The sequence below is a fragment of the Mesorhizobium sp. M5C.F.Ca.IN.020.29.1.1 genome, assembly GCF_003997375.1.
In the GTDB taxonomy this organism is placed as follows: Bacteria; Pseudomonadota; Alphaproteobacteria; order Rhizobiales; family Rhizobiaceae; genus Mesorhizobium; species Mesorhizobium wenxiniae.
Genome location: NZ_RZSW01000073.1, coordinates 1 through 16,857, shown reverse-complemented (window position 1 = coordinate 16,857; position 16,857 = coordinate 1). Strand labels below are relative to the sequence as shown.

Below are 16,857 nucleotides of genomic sequence, written 5' to 3'. Positions count from 1 at the left end.
GGTTTGTCGGACATTCGGCGCCTCTTTTGGTTTCTTTCGAGCAAGCTGCCTTGTTCTTATCTAGGCAGTGAAATCCGCCAGCGCTAATGAAAGTTCAGCGATGTTGGGAAAGCCGGCAATGTTGGTGTTTGGCCCATCGGTTTGCCGCGTGCAAAAGCACGGCACACATCCTATATGGAGCCAACAATCCTTTTCGAGGCCCAACATGAGCGATGCACAGACGACGCAGATCCCCGTAACCGTTCTCACCGGCTATCTCGGCGCCGGCAAGACGACGCTGCTCAACCGCATCCTTTCGGAAAACCACGGCAAGCGCTACGCCGTCATCGTCAATGAGTTCGGCGAGATCGGCATCGACAACGAGCTGATCGTGGAATCCGACGAGGAAATCTACGAGATGAACAATGGCTGCGTCTGCTGCACGGTGCGCGGCGACCTGATCCGCGTTGTCGAGGGGCTGATGCGCCGGCCGGGCCGTTTCGACGCCATCGTGGTGGAGACGACCGGCCTCGCCGATCCGGTGCCTGTGGCGCAGACCTTCTTCATGGACGACGATGTGCGCTCCAAGACCAGGCTCGACGCCGTGGTGGCGCTGGTCGACGCCAAGCACCTGCCGTTGCGGCTGAAGGATTCCCGCGAAGCCGAGGACCAGATCGCCTTTGCCGATGTCGTCGTGCTCAACAAGACCGATCTCGTCACGCCGGAGGAACTGAGCAAGGTCGAGGCGACGATCCGCGCGATAAACCCGGCGGCCAGGATTCATCGCACCACCCGCGCCGGCCTGGCGCTGTCCGAGGTGCTCGACCGTGGCGCCTTCGATCTTTCCCGAGCGCTGGAGAACGATCCGCACTTCCTCGAGGCGCATGACGACCATGATCATCATGACCATGACCATCACGATCATGATGGGCATCATCACCATGACGGGCATGACCACCATCATCACACGCACCCTTCCGATATCCATGACGTGACGGTGCAATCGGTGTCGCTGCGCGGCGGCGAGATGGACCCGAAGAAGTTCTTCCCGTGGATCGAGAAGATCACCCAGGTGGAAGGCCCGAACATCCTGCGGCTGAAGGGCATCATCGCGCTCAAGGGCGATGACGAGCGCTACGTTATCCAGGGCGTCCACATGATCATCGAGGGCGACCACCAGCGCGCCTGGAAGGACGGCGAGAAGCACGAGAGCCGGCTGGTGTTCATCGGCCGCGAGCTCGATGCCGAGCGCCTTAAGAAGAGCTTCGACGCCTGCCAGGCGTAACGGACCGAATAGGGGTTGGTTACTGCCTTCTGTACACATATCATGTGTACAGAAGTGCAAAAGAGGACAGATTATCTCCAGATCCGCCGACAATAAAACCGAACGTTATCAGATACGCATTCCACCGGCACAGAAGGCGATCATCGCCCGCGCAGCTGCGCTGTCGCACAAGGACATGGCCGATTTCATCCTCGACAAGATCGTACCCGAAGCGCAGGCCGTGATCGAAGCTGCCGAGGTGATGAGGGCGTCCAACCGCGACTTCACACGCATCCTTGACCTACTTGAGAACCCGCCGAAATCCAACGCTAGGTTGCGAGCGGCGATCGCTGCCTTGCCGGATACTGTGTGACGCTTCCGTTCTGGCACGAGGAGTCGATTGCGAAACGCCACGATCGGGCTTCTTTCGGTTGCGGTGATGCGCAGATGAACGATTTCTGCGGCGGTTCGCGCGGCAGAGCCACGATCAGAACGCGGCCAAGACCTTCTGTGCAATCGACAACGCGGCTTCGGACCGGCTCCTCGGTTTCTATACAATCGCCCCTTCCGCTGTAGCTCATGAAGCAGTGCCCGACGCCATGACGAGAGGCTTGGCGCGACACGAGGTTCCGGCTTCAAGCTTGCCCGGCTTGCGACCGCCCGCGCCGTCGCCGGGCAAGGGCTCGGAGGTCAGCTGCTAGCCGCCGCAGCGTTGCGCTGCCTGCGGCTTGCAGGTGAGGGCGGCGGCATCCTGCTCATCATCGACGCCAAGAACGAGCGGGCAGCACGGTTGTATGCCAGCTATGGTGCCGAGAGCCTCCAAGGCCAGGATTTGACCTTGGTGATGCCATTGGCGACCTTCGCAGCTGGTCTGCGGGCCAAGGGACTGTTTTGACGATCGGAGTCGCCACAATTGTGGTTTCGATGCAGATCCTCATGGTTGCCGGAACCGCAAACGTCGAGTAAGCCGCCTGAACCGCCCCTGCAATCCCGTCTAGCTGTGAACCACGATAGCCATGCCCACAGTCGCCCCACTTGATCTCCAGGGTCATTGCATCGCCGCCGTCTTCCTTGGCGACGTACCGCATTTCGCACTGGCCGACGGCACAATCCATCGGCTGGACCATGGCCACAAGACGGCGCATGCCAATGACGGGCTGCTCGCCGCGTTCCACGATGCGGCCAACGACCGGCTGATCACCGGCGGCGAGGACGGCAAGATTTTTTCGGTTATCGCCGGCGGCAATGCGTCAGAATTGGCAAGCGCCGGGAAAAAATGGATCACCAGCGTCGCCGCCGGACCACAAGGCGCCGTGGCCTATGCCTCGGGCAAAATCGCCTTTGTGCGCTTTGCCGACGGCAAGACTAAAGAATTCATGCATCCGCGTTCGGTAGAAGGGCTGGCGTTCTCGCCCAAGGGCATGCGCTTCGGCGTCGCCCGCTACAATGGCGCGACGCTGCATTTTCCGGCGGCGGACGGCAAGCCAGTCGAGCTGGACTGGGCCGGCGCCCATACCGGCATCACCTTCTCGCCGGATGGCGCCTTCCTCGTCACTACCATGCAGGAGAACGCCCTACATGGCTGGAAGCTGGCCGACGGCAAGCACATGCGCATGAGCGGCTATCCCGGCAAAGTCAAAAGCCTGTCGTGGAGCGCCAAGGGAAAATGGCTGGCCAGTTCCGGCGCACCGGCGGCGATCGTCTGGCCGTTTTCGGGCAAGGACGGGCCGATGGGCAAGGCGCCGCTGGAACTCGGCACGCGCGGCAACGCCATGGTGACCTCGGTCGCCTGCCATCCAAGCCAGGATGTCGTCGCCATCGGCTATGACGACGGCATGGTGATGGCGGTGCGTTTCGCTGACGCCAAAGAGGTGCTTCTGCGCCGACCGGGCAAGGGCGCCATCACCTCGGTGATGTGGGATAGGGAGGAACGCCGCGTCGCCTTCGGCAGTGCCGCCGGCGATTGCGGCGTCATCGATATTTCCGCATAACCGGGAGTTCTCTACTCGGCCCCGCAGGAGACTTTGCCGGTCAACGCGGCAGGCATGCCATCGCCACCCGTGTCAGCCGTGCCCTCATAGATGGCGAGCGAATAGCGCCCGTCATAGTTGCCTTCTTCACTGGACTTGGTCACGATCGTCAGTTCGACAGAGCTGTAGGTGTTTGCGACCTCGTGCTCGCGATAGACGAGCAGCCGCAATTCCTTGCCGTCGAGCCAGTATTGCGTGAGGTTGGAATCCTCGAACACTGTCTTGCGCAAATCGTCGCCGACGGGTCTGCCGAGAATTTCGAGATCGCCGCGGAAATTGAACGTTGGACCGCCCATGCCTCTGGTGACGCCGGCTTCGACCTGGAATTTCACCGCTGCATCCTCGGCCGAGCACCAGATGCCGCCGGTGGCGAAGGCCGAGCCGGCCGATAACAGCAGCGTTGTTGCACAGAAGATCGTCCGCATCTTTCTTTCCCCAGCCACAAACCCTATCCGCATTGATGCTGGAGGATGCGCTCAGGTCAAGCGCCCGTCCTCTTCACCGTGGCCGCTGAACCAATGCAGGACAACTGTGCGGCCAATTGCGGTTCCGCACGCCGATTGGCAGAGTGACGTATGAGAGGGGCTTTCATGCATACAATCGACCATTCAAAGACTTCCGTCGGCGGCATTAGCGCCGCCCGCATCGCCGATTTGCGCGAGACCGAAGCAGAAGCCTTCCGTAAGGCGCGGCCGAAATCGGCAGCGAAGGCCGACAATGGCCTGCCGGGCTTCTTCGGCGGCGTGCCGATGCACTGGATGAACGACTGGCCGACGCCGTTTCCGATCCTGGTCGACAGCGCCAGAGGCGCCATCATCACCGATATCGACGGCAACCGGCTCGACGATTTCTGCCTCGGCGACACCGGCTCGATGTTCGGCCATTCGCCGCCGCCGGTCGCGCGCGGCATCCGCCGGCAGGCCGGACACGGCCTCACCTACATGCTGCCTTCGGAAGATGCGGTGGCGATCGGCCCGTTGCTGCAACAGCGCTTCGGCCTGCCGTTCTGGCAGATTGCGACGACGGCGACCGATGCTAATCGTTTTGCGCTGCGCGTCGCCCGCACCATCACCGGCCGGGAAAAGATCCTGGTCTTCAACGGCTGCCATCACGGCTCGGTTGACGAGACGATGGTGCGGCTGGTCGGCGGCAGACCGGCCAACCGGCCGGGACTGGCCGGCGAATTCCGCGACCTTACCCGGACGACCGATGTCATCGAGTTCAACGATGTGCCGGCACTCGAGGCCGTGCTCCGGAATAAGGATATCGCCTGCGTCATCACCGAGCCGGTGCTGACCAATTCCTGCATGGTGCTGCCCGAACCCGGCTTCCACGACGCGCTACGCCGTCTCACCCGCGCAACCGGCACCCTGCTGCTGATCGACGAGACGCACACGATCTCGACCGGTCCGGGCGGCTACACCAGGAAACACGGCTTGCAGCCGGACCTGTTCGTGCTCGGCAAGCCAATCGCCGGTGGCGTGCCGGCCAGCGTGTGGGGGATGAGCGAAGACGTCGCCAGCCGCTATACCCACTATATCAGCGCCAAGGAACCAGGCTATTCCGGCATGGGTACGACGCTGTCGGCCAATCCGCTGCAGTTCGCGGCAATGCGCGCCACGCTCGAAGAGGTGATGACCGAGGAGAACTACGACCATATGGACCATCTGGCGCGGCGGCTCGACGCAGGGCTGACCGCCGTCATCGACCGTTGCCGCCTGCCCTGGCATGTTGCCCGAGTCGGCGCGCGCGTCGAGTTCATCTGCGCACCTGGCCCGCTGAGGAATGGCGGCGAGGCGGAAACAGCGCACGCGCCGGAGCTCGAAGCGGCTATCCATGTCGCACTGGTCAATCGCGGCGTGCTGATTGCGCCGTTCCACAACATGATGCTGATCTCGCCGGCGACCAGCGCCACCCAGGTCAACCGCCTGATCACCGCCTTCGGCGCGGTTGCGGCAAGGCTCGCGGCATGAGACAAGCTTGCACATGAGAGAAGCGCACAAGCAAATTTTGAACGCCATTATGACATCACCTTCGGGCTCGACGCCTGCCGAGGCGCAGACCTTTCTCGACGCCCATCCCGAAATCGAAGCGTTCGACATAGTGCTGACCGACGCCAATGGCGTCGGGCGTGGCAAGATCGTGCGCCGGCACGAATTGAAGAGCATCTTCGAGGGCGGCCGGCACATGCCGATCTCGATCCTCGGTCTCGACATCACCGGCGAGGACGTTCACGAGACGGGGCTGATCTGGACGACCGGCGACGGCGACCTGCGGGCATGGCCGATCCCCGGCACGCTGGTGCCGCTGTTCGGCACACAGCCGCCGCGCGGCCAGGTGCTGATGGCGATGTATCAACTCGACGGTCAGCCCATGTCCTCCGATCCGCGGCTGGCGCTGGCCCGTCAGGTGGAGATACTGGCGGCCAAGGGCCTGCATCCGGCCGGCGCCTTCGAGCTCGAATTCTTCCTGCTCGCCAACGAGCGCGACGCCGACGGCAAGGTGCAGCCGGCACACGCGGTGCTCGACGGCCGACGCTCGGCCAAGACCGAGGTCTATTCCGTCGACCATCTGCACGGCATGGAACCACTGTTTTCCGACATCTATGCCGCGGCCAAGGTGCAAGGCATCCCGGCCGAGACTGTCATTTCCGAATATGCGCCCGGCCAGTACGAATTGACACTGAACTACCGCAACGATGTGATCCGGGCGGCCGACGACCTCGTCATGCTGAAGCGGCTGGTGCGGGCACAGGCGCGCCGCCACGGCGTCACCGCTTGCTTCATGGCCAAGCCGATCGAGAAATATGCCGGCTCTGGCATGCATTTCCATGTCTCGCTGCGGGACAACGCCGGCAAGAACGTCTTCACTGAGGCTAGCGGCGAGACTTGGTCCTTGCCGCTGCTGCGCGGCCTTGGCGGCCTCATCCAGACCATGGCCGAATCGATGCTGGTGTTTGCGCCGCACGCCAATTCATGGCGGCGTTTCGTTTCGCAATCCTATGCGCCGGTGGCGCCGACCTGGGGCGTCAACAACCGCTCGGTGGCGCTGCGCGTGCCGGCGGGTGATGCGAAAAACCGGCGTATCGAGCACCGGCCGTCGGGCGTCGACGCCAACCCCTATCTGGTAGCGGCAACTGTGCTGGCCGGCATCACTAAGGGTCTCGACGAAGGCCTCGATCCCGGCCCCGAAACCACCGGCAATGGCTACGAATCGGCAATCACGCGCACGACCATGCCGGTGGACTGGCGCGCCGCGATCGAGGCCGCGCGCGCGTCGACGTTCCTCAAAGGCGCACTGGGCGAAGACCTGCACCGTACATTTGTGGCGATCAAGCAATCCGAATATCTGCGCGTGGCGCGCACGGTCAGCGAACTGGATTATCATCTCTATCTGCACGAGGTGTAGGCATCGCGTTGTCGGCCATCCGCCGGTGAAGGCGCAGACGTGTGTAATTTCAACGGAACCTTCCGCGGGCTTTGCTCATTGCGTGTCTGATCGCAGCAGCGGACAAGGCCGCATCAGCCATGATCGCCAGGATGCAGACAAATCCCACGCCACACCACGCTAAGGTGCAGGCAAGACGCTGGCCGAAGCCTGAATTGCCTGAGACGACGGAAGGCGACGACGCAAGATCTATTCCCGAACTCAGCGAAGTGGCGAAAGCCTGCCGCCGCTGCCCGCTTTGGCGCAATGCAACACAGACCGTGTTCGGCGAAGGGCCTGACAAGGCCAAGGTGATCTTCGTCGGTGAACAGCCTGGCGACCAGGAGGATTTGGCCGGCAAACCCTTCGTCGGGCCGGCGGGCAAGGTCTTCGACGCCATCCTTGAGGATGCCGGCGTCGACCGGTTGAAAATCTATGTCACCAACGCGGTCAAGCATTTCAAATTCGAGCCGCGCGGCAAGCGGCGCATCCACTCCAAGCCAAATGCCGGCGAGGTGCAGGCCTGCCGCTGGTGGCTCGACAAGGAGCTCGAAATGATCAAGCCCAATCTGGCGGTGGCGCTCGGCGCAACAGCGGCGCAGTCGCTGCTCGGCAAGGTCGTGCCGATCATGAAGATGCGCGGCGAGGTCGTGGAGCGCGACGATGGCTTGCGTGTGTTCGTCACCATCCACCCGTCCTTCATCCTGCGTATTCGCGAGCCGGCGGACAAACAGGCCGAGCGCGAGCGGTTCCTGCAGGACATGAAGGCGGTAAAAAAGCTGATGGCGGCCTGAACCTATCTGATCAGGATCGCCCTTAAGTCATTGACATTCGTCCCGGTCGGGCCGGGCATAAAAAGATCGCCGACGACGTTGAATGCCGTCCAGGCATTGTTGCCAGCGAGCATGGCCTTAGCATCGACGCCCGTCGCCCGCATCCGCGACACCGTCGAGCCATCGGCGAAGGCGCCGGCATTGTCCTCAGAGCCGTCGATGCCGTCGGTGTCAGCGGCCAGCGCGTGGATGCCATCCATGCCGCTGATGCCGATAGCGAAGGCGAGCAGGAACTCGCTGTTACGGCCGCCCTTGCCTTTTGCCCGCAAAGTCACCGTCGTCTCTCCACCAGACAAGACCAACACGGGCTTTCGGAAGGGCCGGTTGCGCGTCGCGACTTCGCGGGCGATCGCAGCGTGGACACCGCCGACCTCGCGTGCCTCGCCCTCGATGGAATCGGAGAGGATGACCGCCTCGATGCCATGGCGCCTGGCTTCGGCTGCAGCCGCTTCCAGCGATACGCCGGCCGAGGCGATCAGATGCACTTCGTTGCGCGAAAAACGCGAATCGTCGGCGCGCGGCGCATCTGCGGCCGGCGAATTGATGTGCGCCATCACCGCAGCCGGCAGTTTCATGCCATAGGCGGCGATCGATGCCAGCGCCTCTTGGCGGCTGCCCGAATCGGGAACGGTCGGACCGGAAGCGACCAGCGCCGGATTGTCGCCCGGAATGTCGGAGACGACCAGCGACATCACCTTGGCCGGATAGGCGGCCGCGGCCAATCTACCGCCCTTGATAATGGAAACATGCTTGCAGATAGTGTTCATGGCGGCGATCGGCGCGCCGGAGGCGAGCAGCGCCTCGTTGACGGCGATCTCGTCGGCCAGCGTCAGACCTTCCGCGGGCGCCGGCAGCAGCGCCGACCCCCCGCCGGAAATGAGCGCCACGACCAGATCATCCGCGGTCAGCCCCTGAACTTTTTCGAGCAGCCGGCGCGACGCTTCGAGCCCTGCGACGTCCGGCACCGGATGTGCCGCCTCGATGATCTCGATGCGCTGGGATGCCGCAGCGTAGCCGTAGCGGGTGACGACCAGCCCTTCGATCGGCCCGTCCCACACCTTCTCGAAAGCCGCCGCCATCTGCGCCGAACCCTTGCCGGCACCGACGACGATAGTGCGCCCTTTCGGCCTTGCCGGCAGGTGATCCCTGATGGTCCTCTGGGGATCGGCAGCGGCGACGGCGGCATTGAAGATGGCGGTGAGGAAGGTCTTGGGATCGATCTCGGTCATTTTGCTTCCGGCGGCAGTGCCAGTTCGCACCCGTCGACGCCGAGATGGCTGCACAGCGCATCGACGACGACGCCGTGATCCTCGCGCTCCGGCAGGCCCGAGACCGCAATCACACCGATCACACCGGCGCCCTTGACCGTGACTGGAAAACCGCCGCCGGCCAGCACGTAGTCTGATATGTCGAGCCCCTCGCCCGGCTTGAAGCTGCGGTCGGGACGCTGCTGCTCCAGCACCATGCGGTAGGTGCTTTTCAGGAACCGCCGCACTACGTTGATCTTGCGCCGCGCCCAATCCGGATTGGAGGCGTTCGAGCCCGGCATTGCCGCGTAGAACAGCGGCCGGTCGAAGGTTCTGATATCGACGATGATCGGCAGACTCTCGGCTAGTGCCCGGTCGCGGATCGCCGAGCCGATCTTGAAGGCGACAGCCTCATCAAAGGCCGGGAAGACAAGCTCGGCTTCCTGTTTCTGGATCAGAGCGATATCGTCCGCAACGGCCATGTCGTTCCCCTGTCAACTCCACGCTTTGACCGATGGTTGCCGCCGGGTCAAGCCTCGGATGCTTCACGCGGATCCGTCTCCAGCGCCAGATCGACCGCGGCCTCGGCATGAAGAACCGTTACGTCGAAGGCTGGCAAAGGATAGTCGTCCGTGTCGAGCAGAAGCGGCAGTTCGGTGCAGCCGACGATGATCGCTTCCGCGCCACGGGCCTGGAGATCACGCGCCATTTGCAGGAGCGCCGCCTTGGAGGCGTTCTTGACGGCGCCCAGGGTCAGCTCGTCAACGATGATCCGGTGCAGAGCGGTGCGCTGCTCCTGTAGCGGCGTGATCACGTCGAGGCCATGACGGTCCCTGAGCCGTTGTCTGAAGAAATCCATCTCCATCGTGTATCGGGTTCCCAAAAGTCCGACGCGCGAGAAACCCCGGTTGCGGATCGCAACTGCAGTCGGATCGGCCAGATGGAGCAACGGGATACCAATCGCCGCCTCAACTTGATCTGCAACCGAGTGCGGGGTTACCGCCGTGATGATCACGAAGTCTGCCCCGGCCCATTCCAGGCACCGCGCGGCCTCGGCAACTCTTTCACTGACGCTATCCCATCGACCCATGGAAGCCATGGTGTTAAGTTCGTCGAAATCGAGCGTGAACAGCACGGAACGCGCATTGTGATGGCCGCCAAGCCGGCGATGTGCGGCCGCGTTCAGCAGCCGGTAGTAGAGGGCGCTCGACTCCCAGCTCATTCCTCCGACCATTCCGATCAGCTTGGACTGGCGCACTGTCATGCTTGAACCCATCGATTACTTCATAGCCCGACGTTAAGTCCCAGATTGCTTTTCATCGCACGTCCGGCGACATAGACCTCGCGCACGGCGCGGTCGTCGCCCTGTGTCTGCAGCAGAAACAGTTCCTCCGCCAGCGTGTCCGCCGTCTCCATCCGCAGCCGCATGGCCGGCGTGGCGCGGGCGTCGAGGACGATGATGTCGGCATCGCTGCCTTGGTCGAGCGTGCCGATCCTGTCCACGACCGACAGCGCCTCGGCATTGCCGCGGGTGAGCTGCCAGAACGACTGGTACGGGTTGAGCTTCTCGCCGTTCAGCGCGACCACCTTGTAGCCCTCATCCATGGTGCGCAGCATCGAGTAATTGGTGCCGCCGCCGACATCGGTGGCGGCAGCGATGCGCAGGGCTTTGTCACGCGTGCGGTAGCGCTGATAGTCGAACAAGCCCGAGCCGAGGAACAGGTTCGAGGTCGGGCAGAACACGGCCACCGAGCCCGTGTCCGAAAGCGCATCCGCCTCGCGTTCCGACAGATGGATGCAGTGGCCGAACAGGCTTTTGCGCCCGAGCAGCCCATAATGCTCGTAAACATCGGTATAGTCGCGTGCCTGTGGGTAAAGTTGCAGCGTAAAGGCGATCTCGGCGTGGTTTTCCGACAGATGCGTCTGCATGTGCAGATCGGGATATTCGCGGCAGAGCGCGCGCGCCATCTCCAACTGCTCGGGTGATGAGGTGATGGCGAAGCGCGGTGTGATGGCATAGTGCTGGCGCCCCTTGCCGTGCCATTCGGCGATCAGCGCCTTGCTGTGGTCATAGGCCGATTGCGGCGTGTCGAGCACGCCCTCCGGCGCGTTGCGATCCATCATCACTTTGCCGGCGATGTTCAGCATGTTGCGGTCATGCGACTCGGCGAAGAACGCTTCGGCCGATTCCCTGTGGACCGAGCAATAGGCGGCGACGGTCGTCGTGCCATGACGCAACATCTCGTCGAGGAACAGCCTGGCGATGCGGCGGCCATGCTGTGCGTTCTGGAATTTGGTTTCCTCGGGAAAGGTGTAAGTGTTCAGCCAGTCGAGCAGTTCCGCGCCATAGGAAGCGATGACCTGCATCTGCGGAAAATGCGCATGCGCGTCGATGAAACCAGGCAGCAGCAGGTGCGGGCGGTGGTCGATCTTTTTTACGCCTTCATCAGCTTTTTTCTCGACGTCGGCGTAGGCGCCCGCGGCAACGATCCTGCCGTCGCGGAGCAGCAGGCCGCCGTCATCCTCGTAGCGCCAGGCGGAATGGTCGTCGACGGTCTCAGGCCAGCGCAGGAAAGACAGCGTGCGGCCGCGCAGGAGCGTGCTGGTCATGCTTATTCCCCTGCCTGCTCGAACCATGCCACCAGCAGCGCCCGCTCCTTGTCGGTGATATGGGTGACGTTGGCGGGCGGCATCGCGTGGCTGCGGCCGGCCTGCAGGTAGATCTCGCGGGCTTGCTCGGCGATACCGGCGTCGGTGTCGAGCATCACACCTTTCGGCGCGTAATAGATGCCCTCGTAGGATGGCTCCCGCGCATGACACATCGAGCAGCGGCCAAGCACGGTGTCGCGCACTGCGGGAAAGTGCGCCGAGGCGACATAGACCTGTGCCGCAGAGGTCGCCTTGACTTCGCCGGTCAGCACTTTCGGCACCGTTGACAGCCACATGATGGCGACGAACAGGACGGCCGCAGCCAGCCAGGTCCAGGTCGGGTTACCCTTGCGCGCATGCATCGTGTTGAAATAGTGCCGGATCAGCACGCCGATGGTGAAAACCAGCGAGGCGATCACCCAGTTGAACTCGGTGCCGAACGCCAGCGGGTAGTGGTTCGACAGCATCAAGAACAAAACGGGCAGCGTCAGGTAATTGTTGTGCAGCGAGCGCTGCTTGGCAATCTTGCCGTATTTCGGGTCGGGCTTGCGGCCGGCGATCAGGTCGGCGACGACGATCTTCTGGTTCGGGATGATGACCATGAAGACATTGGCCGACATGATCGTTGCGGTGATAGCGCCAAGATGCAGGAAGGCGGCGCGGCCGGTGAACAGGTGGGTAAGACCCCAGGCGATGAACACCAGCACGCCATAGAGCACCAGCATCAGGCCGGTGTCGCTGTTGCCAAGCGGCGAACGGCATAAGAGATCGTAGACCACCCAGCCGACGCCGATCGTCGCCAGTGACAGCAAGATGCCTGTAGGCACCGACATGGCAAGCACATTGGGATCGATCAGGAAGAGGTCCGCCCCGGCATAGTAGACGACGCACAGCATGGCAAAGCCAGACAGCCAGGTGGCGTAGGATTCCCATTTGAACCAGGTCAGGTGCTCGGGCATTTCAGCCGGGGCCACCAGATATTTCTGGATGTGATAAAACCCGCCGCCATGCACCTGCCATTCCTCGCCGAAGGCGCCGACGGGCATGCCCGCTCGCTGGCGCAAGCCGAGATCAAGCGCAACGAAATAAAAGGACGAACCGATCCAGGCTATGCTGGTGACGACATGCAGCCAGCGCACGGCGAAACTCAGCCAGTCCCAGAAAATCGCGAAATCCAACATTGAAAGTCGTCCCTGCCGATCGGCTGACTTTACGGACTGGAGCGCAAACGGAAAGGGCCGAGCTGCACGATGACTTTCAAAAAAAAATGGAAAATATTAGGGTTATCCCTACGCAGCCGTATGAGAGCCATAAAGCCGCATGGCCTACCTCGACAACATCGCCGTTTTCGTCCGCGTCGTCGAGCTTGGCAATCTATCGGCGGCGGGCCGCGACATGCGCATTTCGCCGGCGGTCGCCTCCAACCGCATCAAGGAGCTCGAAAAGCACCTTGGTGTCAGGCTGTTCAACCGCACGACGCGGCAATTAATGCCGACCGAGCACGGCACGGTGTTCTACTCCGGCGCCAAGCAAGTGCTTGAGGCGGTCACCGAGGCGGAGGCCGCGGTCAGCGCGTTGTCAGGCCAGCCGCGCGGCACCATCAAGGTGACAGCGCCGCTCGGCCTCGGCCGGCGTCTGGTGGCCTCGGGCATCCCAGATTTCCACGACAAATACCCTGATATCGAGGTGCGGCTGAGGCTTTCAGACCACAATGTCGACATTATGAAGGAAGGCATCGACGTTGCCTTCCGGCTCGGTATCATCGAGGACTCCAGCCTCAGGATGCGCGGCATCATGGAGTGCGAGCGTGTGCTGGTGGCGGCGCCGAAATATCTTGAGGCGCGCGGTGAGCCGACCGAACCGCAGGAATTGATCGGCAAGAAGCACGACTGCCTGATGCTTCGCTATTCCGGCGCGCGCGAATACGTCTGGACGCTGCAGACGGTTGACGGCCCGCGGAAATTCGAAGTGCATGGGCCTTATGACACCGACGATGGCGACGTGCTGACCGGCTGGGCGCTGTCCGGCCGCGGCATCATCAACAAGCCGCGCTTCGAGGTTGAGCCGTTCATCCGCGACCGGCGGCTGAAGGTGATCCTGCCCGACACGCCGCCGACACCGGTGCAGTTCGCCGCCGTCTACCCGCACAAGAAGCTGCAGGACCCGAAGGTGCGGCTGCTGCTCGATTTCATGGCCGAGCGCTGCCAACGGCTGATCAAGGATATTCTGGCAGGCAAATGATCGCCGGCTGGCCGGTTGCGTCCCGTCAAGCCGGCGAAGATAGTCCCTGCGGAATTGACTCACCAGGGAAGACCGATGGCCAGCGGTGCCAAAATGCATCTCGCCGTTTCACTGTTTCCGGAAAGCGCTCTTTCCCCTCCATCCGACGCCGGTCCGGATTTCACTCTTTTGGCCCGGTTTGTGCAAAAGGCCGAGGCGGCCGGGCTGGATATGGTGCTGCTTGCCGATTCCGCGCCGGCTGCAGGCGGCGACGCACCGAACCGGCAAGTGCCCTTCGAAGCGACGACCCTGCTGGCAGCGCTTGCGACGATTACCAGCAGGATCGGCCTCGTCGCCGCGGCGTCGACGGTCGCCCACCAGCCCTACAACCTCGCGCGCCGTTTCGCATCGCTCGACGTCATCAGCCATGGCCGTGCCGGGTGGCACGCAAGCATGGTCCCCGATCCGCGCGAGGCGACCAATTTCAGCCGTCCGGAAGGGTTTTCCCGCGACGATTTCCGCCGACGCGCGGAAGAATTCATCGGGATCGTGCGGGGCTTGTGGAGAGGTTGGGATGCGGATGCCCTGCTGTTCGACCAGCGCGGCGGCCGCTTCTTCGATCCCGAAAAGATGCACCTGCTCGACCACAAGGGCGAGTTTTTCTCTGTGCGCGGGCCACTGAACGTTGCACGCTCGCCGCAGGATATGCCGGTGCTCGTCATGTCAGGCCTGTCGGAGCCCGACATGGAGATCGCCGCCCGCTTCGCCGATGTCATCCTGCTGGACGAGCCATCGATCGCGGGCGCGAAGCCCGACGATCTGAAGCGCCACGCGCTTGCGTTCGGGCGCAGTCCTGGCGCGACAAAGGTGCTGATGACCGTCGCGCCGGGTGCTGACATGGCCGCCAGGCCGGACCTGATCGCGGATAGGCTCGAAGAGCCCTTCCGATCGAAAAGCTGCGATGGTTTCAACATACTCATGCCACCGGCGCTATCTGTGCTCGACGATTTCGTCGACCTCGTGCTGCCGGAGCTTCGCCGTCGCGGCCTTCTCCGGTCGGATTATCCCGGCGCGACGCTGCGCTCCCATCTCGGACTTGCTGGGGGAGATGAACGATGACCGCCCATCGACGTCAGATGAAGCTCGGGGCGTTCCTGTGGGCAACAGGCCACCACATTGCCGCCTGGCGCCACCCAAAAGCGCATGTGACGGCAGGCGTCGACATCGAGCACTACATCCAGCTGGCGCGAACGGCGGAGGCGGCGAAATTCGACATGATCTTCTGCGAGGACGCCGCCGGCGTGCGCGAGGCCGATATCAACATCGCCAGCCAGACGTCGCGCTCGATCGGCTTCGAACCGATCAGCCTGCTTTCGGCTCTCGCGACCCAGACCAGCCGCATCGGCCTCGTATCCACGGCATCGACGAGCTATACCGAGCCTTACGGGTTGGCGCGGACCTTCTTGTCGCTCGATCATCTGAGTGGCGGCCGTGCCGGCTGGAACCTTGTCACCTCGGCCAGCCACATCGAAGCTGCTAATTTCGGCGCGACCGGCCTGCGCCCGCACGCCGACCGTTATGAGCGCGCGCGAGAATTCGCTGCCGTGGTTACCGCACTCTGGCAAGGCAAGCTGGACGGGGTTTCCGGACCTGGTCACGACGGCAGAAGCTTTTCAGTGCGGGACCCACTCGATCTGCCGCGCTCGCCCCAGGGCGCACCAGTCATGGTTCAGGCCGGAGCATCGGACGAGGGCAGGGATCTTGCCGCCCAGACCGCCGACGTCGTGTTCACGGCGGCGCAGACATATGAGGAAGCGAAGGCCTTCTACGATGATCTCAAGGGGCGTCTGGCGACCTATGGGCGCGAGCCGGACGACATCAAGATCATGCCGGGCGTCGCGCCGGTCGTGGCGGCAACCGAAGCGGAAGCCACGGCCAAATATGAGGAGCTGCAGGAGCTGATCCCCGACGATGTCGGCGTGGCGTTGCTGTCCAGCTATCTCAGCATTTCCGATCTGTGGCGCTATCCCATAGATGGGCCGCTGCCGGAGCTGCCGGCCAGCGAAGGCATGCAGAGCCGGCAGGCGCTGGTCATCGAGCAGTCGCGCCGCGGCAACCTTTCGATTCGCCAGCTTGCCCGCCATTTCGCCGGCGCTCGCGGCCACTGGCGCGTCGTCGGAACGCCGGCCCAGATCGCCGACGAGCTCGAGGCACGCTTCGAGGGTGGCGCGGCAGACGGCTTCAACGTTATGCCGTCCTATTTTCCTGGCGAGCTTGATGCCTTTGCCGTGCTTGTCGTGCCGGAGCTGCAGCGGCGCGGCCTGTTCCGCACCGACTATGAAGGCAGCACGCTGCGCGACCATCTGGGTATGAAACGGCCGATGTGAGCAGCAGGCTGTAGGCGCTTGGCTGTCAGCCGGCCATTGCCTTGCCACGAGAGGCGGGGTGCGGAGCGGCCGACGCCGTGGCATGCGCGGCCAGCGCCGTCATGATCTCGGCGGCGGCCAGTGCCGCGATCACCTGCGGGCGCTTGTCCTTGACCGTTTCGCCGCCGATCGGCGAGACCAGGCGGGCAAATTCCGCCTCGCTGCCGTCCGTTGACTTCAGGAACCAGCTCCTGAACGTCGCCTTTTTGGTCTTCGAGCCGATCATGCCGACATAGGCGGCATCCCGGCGTTTCAGCGCCTCGGTGGCGATCAGGAAATCCAGCGCGTGGTCGTGGGTGAGGACGACGAAGGCGCTCCCGGGCGGAGCCTCGCGCACCACAGCCTCGGGCATTGGCGTCAGGCTGGTTTCGACCGTGTCCGGCATGCCCTCCAGCGCCTCGACCCGCGTCTCGACAACGACGACACGGACCGGCAGCAAGGCCACCGCCGAGGCCAACGCCTGGCCGACATGACCACCACCAAAGATGTAAACATGCGGCAGTTGAGCCTCCTCGGCTTCCGCGGCCGCAATCAGCTCTTGCGCCAACGCAGCGTCGACCAGCCGGATCGACACCTCGACCCTGCCGCCGCAGCACTGGCCGATTTCGGGTCCGAGCGGGATATCGAGCGTGGCGCTGACATCCTTCCCCCTTGAGGGGAGGGCGGCGGCGAAGCCGTCGGGTGGGATCGCCGCGGCAGTGCTCGACGCTCTGGCGATGCCTTCTGAGACGACGCCCTCTGGCCGCTTCGCGGCCTGCCCTTCGCTATGGCTCCGGGCGTTCG

16 protein-coding genes and 1 pseudogene are annotated in these 16,857 nt (G+C 63.3%); 10 read left to right on the top strand and 7 right to left on the bottom strand.

Features of this window, described 5'->3' with window-relative positions; all coding sequences use genetic code 11:
• The first annotated feature begins 205 nt into the window (after window positions 1–205).
• From EOA85_RS08920 to EOA85_RS08905, 4 genes and pseudogenes are all read left to right on the top strand, one after another.
• Window positions 206–1,264 carry a GTP-binding protein gene (locus EOA85_RS08920; protein WP_127209133.1) on the top strand — a complete coding sequence of 353 codons (1,059 nt, stop codon included), beginning with the start codon at window positions 206–208 and terminating at the stop codon, window positions 1,262–1,264.
• A 73-nt stretch (window positions 1,265–1,337) separates the two neighbouring features.
• On the top strand, window positions 1,338–1,616 hold the full coding sequence (locus tag EOA85_RS08915) for a DUF1778 domain-containing protein (protein ID WP_127209136.1): 279 nt from the start codon (window positions 1,338–1,340) through the stop codon (window positions 1,614–1,616).
• Window positions 1,613–2,138, top strand: a pseudogene (locus EOA85_RS38780) (GNAT family N-acetyltransferase). Before EOA85_RS08915 ends, EOA85_RS38780 begins: the two are co-directional and overlap by 4 nt.
• Window positions 2,139–2,259: 121 nt before the next feature.
• Window positions 2,260–3,234, top strand: coding sequence for a WD40 repeat domain-containing protein (locus tag EOA85_RS08905; RefSeq protein WP_127209132.1), 975 nt, complete (start codon window positions 2,260–2,262; stop codon window positions 3,232–3,234).
• 11 nt (window positions 3,235–3,245) lie between these two features.
• Here the strand turns inward: EOA85_RS08905 and EOA85_RS08900 are convergent, their stop codons facing one another.
• Window positions 3,246–3,698 (bottom strand): hypothetical protein, encoded by a 453-nt coding sequence (locus EOA85_RS08900; protein WP_127209131.1) that lies wholly within the window; start codon window positions 3,696–3,698, stop codon window positions 3,246–3,248.
• A 165-nt stretch (window positions 3,699–3,863) separates the two neighbouring features.
• Here EOA85_RS08900 and EOA85_RS08895 point away from each other — a divergent pair, with 165 nt between their 5' ends.
• The 3 genes from EOA85_RS08895 to EOA85_RS08885 all read left to right on the top strand — a co-directional run bounded on the left by EOA85_RS08895 (window position 3,864) and on the right by EOA85_RS08885 (window position 7,493).
• Entirely contained in the window at window positions 3,864–5,246 is a 1,383-nt protein-coding gene (locus EOA85_RS08895; RefSeq protein ID WP_127209130.1) for an aspartate aminotransferase family protein, read from the top strand.
• A 49-nt stretch (window positions 5,247–5,295) separates the two neighbouring features.
• Window positions 5,296–6,681 (top strand): glutamine synthetase family protein, encoded by a 1,386-nt coding sequence (locus tag EOA85_RS08890; RefSeq protein ID WP_127209129.1) that lies wholly within the window; start codon window positions 5,296–5,298, stop codon window positions 6,679–6,681.
• A gap of 71 nt (window positions 6,682–6,752) precedes the next feature.
• Complete coding sequence (locus tag EOA85_RS08885) at window positions 6,753–7,493, top strand: UdgX family uracil-DNA binding protein (protein WP_281033716.1); 741 nt, start codon at window positions 6,753–6,755, stop codon at window positions 7,491–7,493.
• Between the two features lie 2 nt (window positions 7,494–7,495).
• Here the strand turns inward: EOA85_RS08885 and EOA85_RS08880 are convergent, their stop codons facing one another.
• From EOA85_RS08880 to EOA85_RS08860, 5 genes are read right to left on the bottom strand one after another with little or no spacing between them, the layout of a single operon-like run.
• Window positions 7,496–8,761 (bottom strand): glycerate kinase, encoded by a 1,266-nt coding sequence (locus EOA85_RS08880; protein ID WP_127209127.1) that lies wholly within the window; start codon window positions 8,759–8,761, stop codon window positions 7,496–7,498.
• Window positions 8,758–9,261, bottom strand: a complete 504-nt coding sequence (locus EOA85_RS08875; protein WP_127209126.1) for a heme-degrading domain-containing protein — start codon at window positions 9,259–9,261, stop codon at window positions 8,758–8,760. The genes EOA85_RS08880 and EOA85_RS08875 overlap by 4 nt, the downstream gene beginning before the upstream one ends.
• A gap of 47 nt (window positions 9,262–9,308) precedes the next feature.
• Window positions 9,309–10,013: an aspartate/glutamate racemase family protein gene (locus EOA85_RS08870; RefSeq protein ID WP_281033717.1), complete on the bottom strand. Its 705-nt coding sequence runs from the start codon at window positions 10,011–10,013 to the stop codon at window positions 9,309–9,311.
• A gap of 50 nt (window positions 10,014–10,063) precedes the next feature.
• Complete coding sequence (gene guaD / locus EOA85_RS08865; protein ID WP_127209125.1) at window positions 10,064–11,389, bottom strand: guanine deaminase; 1,326 nt, start codon at window positions 11,387–11,389, stop codon at window positions 10,064–10,066.
• 2 nt (window positions 11,390–11,391) lie between these two features.
• Window positions 11,392–12,609 carry a urate hydroxylase PuuD gene (locus tag EOA85_RS08860; RefSeq protein ID WP_127209124.1) on the bottom strand — a complete coding sequence of 406 codons (1,218 nt, stop codon included), beginning with the start codon at window positions 12,607–12,609 and terminating at the stop codon, window positions 11,392–11,394.
• Between the two features lie 139 nt (window positions 12,610–12,748).
• On the opposite strand from EOA85_RS08860, the gene EOA85_RS08855 reads away from it, so the two are divergent.
• The 3 genes from EOA85_RS08855 to EOA85_RS08845 all read left to right on the top strand — a co-directional run bounded on the left by EOA85_RS08855 (window position 12,749) and on the right by EOA85_RS08845 (window position 16,035).
• Complete coding sequence (locus EOA85_RS08855; protein ID WP_127209123.1) at window positions 12,749–13,669, top strand: LysR family transcriptional regulator; 921 nt, start codon at window positions 12,749–12,751, stop codon at window positions 13,667–13,669.
• Between the two features lie 75 nt (window positions 13,670–13,744).
• Window positions 13,745–14,767: an LLM class flavin-dependent oxidoreductase gene (locus EOA85_RS08850; protein WP_127209122.1), complete on the top strand. Its 1,023-nt coding sequence runs from the start codon at window positions 13,745–13,747 to the stop codon at window positions 14,765–14,767.
• Window positions 14,764–16,035 (top strand): LLM class flavin-dependent oxidoreductase, encoded by a 1,272-nt coding sequence (locus EOA85_RS08845; RefSeq protein WP_127209121.1) that lies wholly within the window; start codon window positions 14,764–14,766, stop codon window positions 16,033–16,035. Before EOA85_RS08850 ends, EOA85_RS08845 begins: the two co-directional genes overlap by 4 nt.
• A gap of 25 nt (window positions 16,036–16,060) precedes the next feature.
• On the opposite strand, the gene xdhC is transcribed toward EOA85_RS08845, so the two are convergent.
• On the bottom strand, window positions 16,061–16,857 hold a 797-nt coding region (gene xdhC / locus EOA85_RS08840), incomplete at its 5' end, for a xanthine dehydrogenase accessory protein XdhC (RefSeq protein WP_245485646.1).

Bases quoted from the DNA above. Each gene is read 5' to 3' on its own strand.
- guaD (WP_127209125.1), bottom strand. From the start codon at position 11,389: ATGACCAGCACGCTCCTGCGCGGCCGCACGCTGTCTTTCCTGCGCTGG.
- EOA85_RS08855 (WP_127209123.1), top strand. From the start codon at position 12,749: ATGGCCTACCTCGACAACATCGCCGTTTTCGTCCGCGTCGTCGAGCTT.
- EOA85_RS08860 (WP_127209124.1), bottom strand. From the start codon at position 12,609: ATGTTGGATTTCGCGATTTTCTGGGACTGGCTGAGTTTCGCCGTGCGC.
- EOA85_RS08920 (WP_127209133.1), top strand. From the start codon at position 206: ATGAGCGATGCACAGACGACGCAGATCCCCGTAACCGTTCTCACCGGC.
- EOA85_RS08845 (WP_127209121.1), top strand. From the start codon at position 14,764: ATGACCGCCCATCGACGTCAGATGAAGCTCGGGGCGTTCCTGTGGGCA.
- EOA85_RS08850 (WP_127209122.1), top strand. From the start codon at position 13,745: ATGGCCAGCGGTGCCAAAATGCATCTCGCCGTTTCACTGTTTCCGGAA.
- EOA85_RS08905 (WP_127209132.1), top strand. From the start codon at position 2,260: ATGCCCACAGTCGCCCCACTTGATCTCCAGGGTCATTGCATCGCCGCC.
- EOA85_RS08895 (WP_127209130.1), top strand. From the start codon at position 3,864: ATGCATACAATCGACCATTCAAAGACTTCCGTCGGCGGCATTAGCGCC.
- EOA85_RS08870 (WP_281033717.1), bottom strand. From the start codon at position 10,013: ATGGTCGGAGGAATGAGCTGGGAGTCGAGCGCCCTCTACTACCGGCTG.
- EOA85_RS08875 (WP_127209126.1), bottom strand. From the start codon at position 9,261: ATGGCCGTTGCGGACGATATCGCTCTGATCCAGAAACAGGAAGCCGAG.
- EOA85_RS08880 (WP_127209127.1), bottom strand. From the start codon at position 8,761: ATGACCGAGATCGATCCCAAGACCTTCCTCACCGCCATCTTCAATGCC.
- EOA85_RS08890 (WP_127209129.1), top strand. From the start codon at position 5,296: ATGACATCACCTTCGGGCTCGACGCCTGCCGAGGCGCAGACCTTTCTC.
- EOA85_RS08900 (WP_127209131.1), bottom strand. From the start codon at position 3,698: ATGCGGACGATCTTCTGTGCAACAACGCTGCTGTTATCGGCCGGCTCG.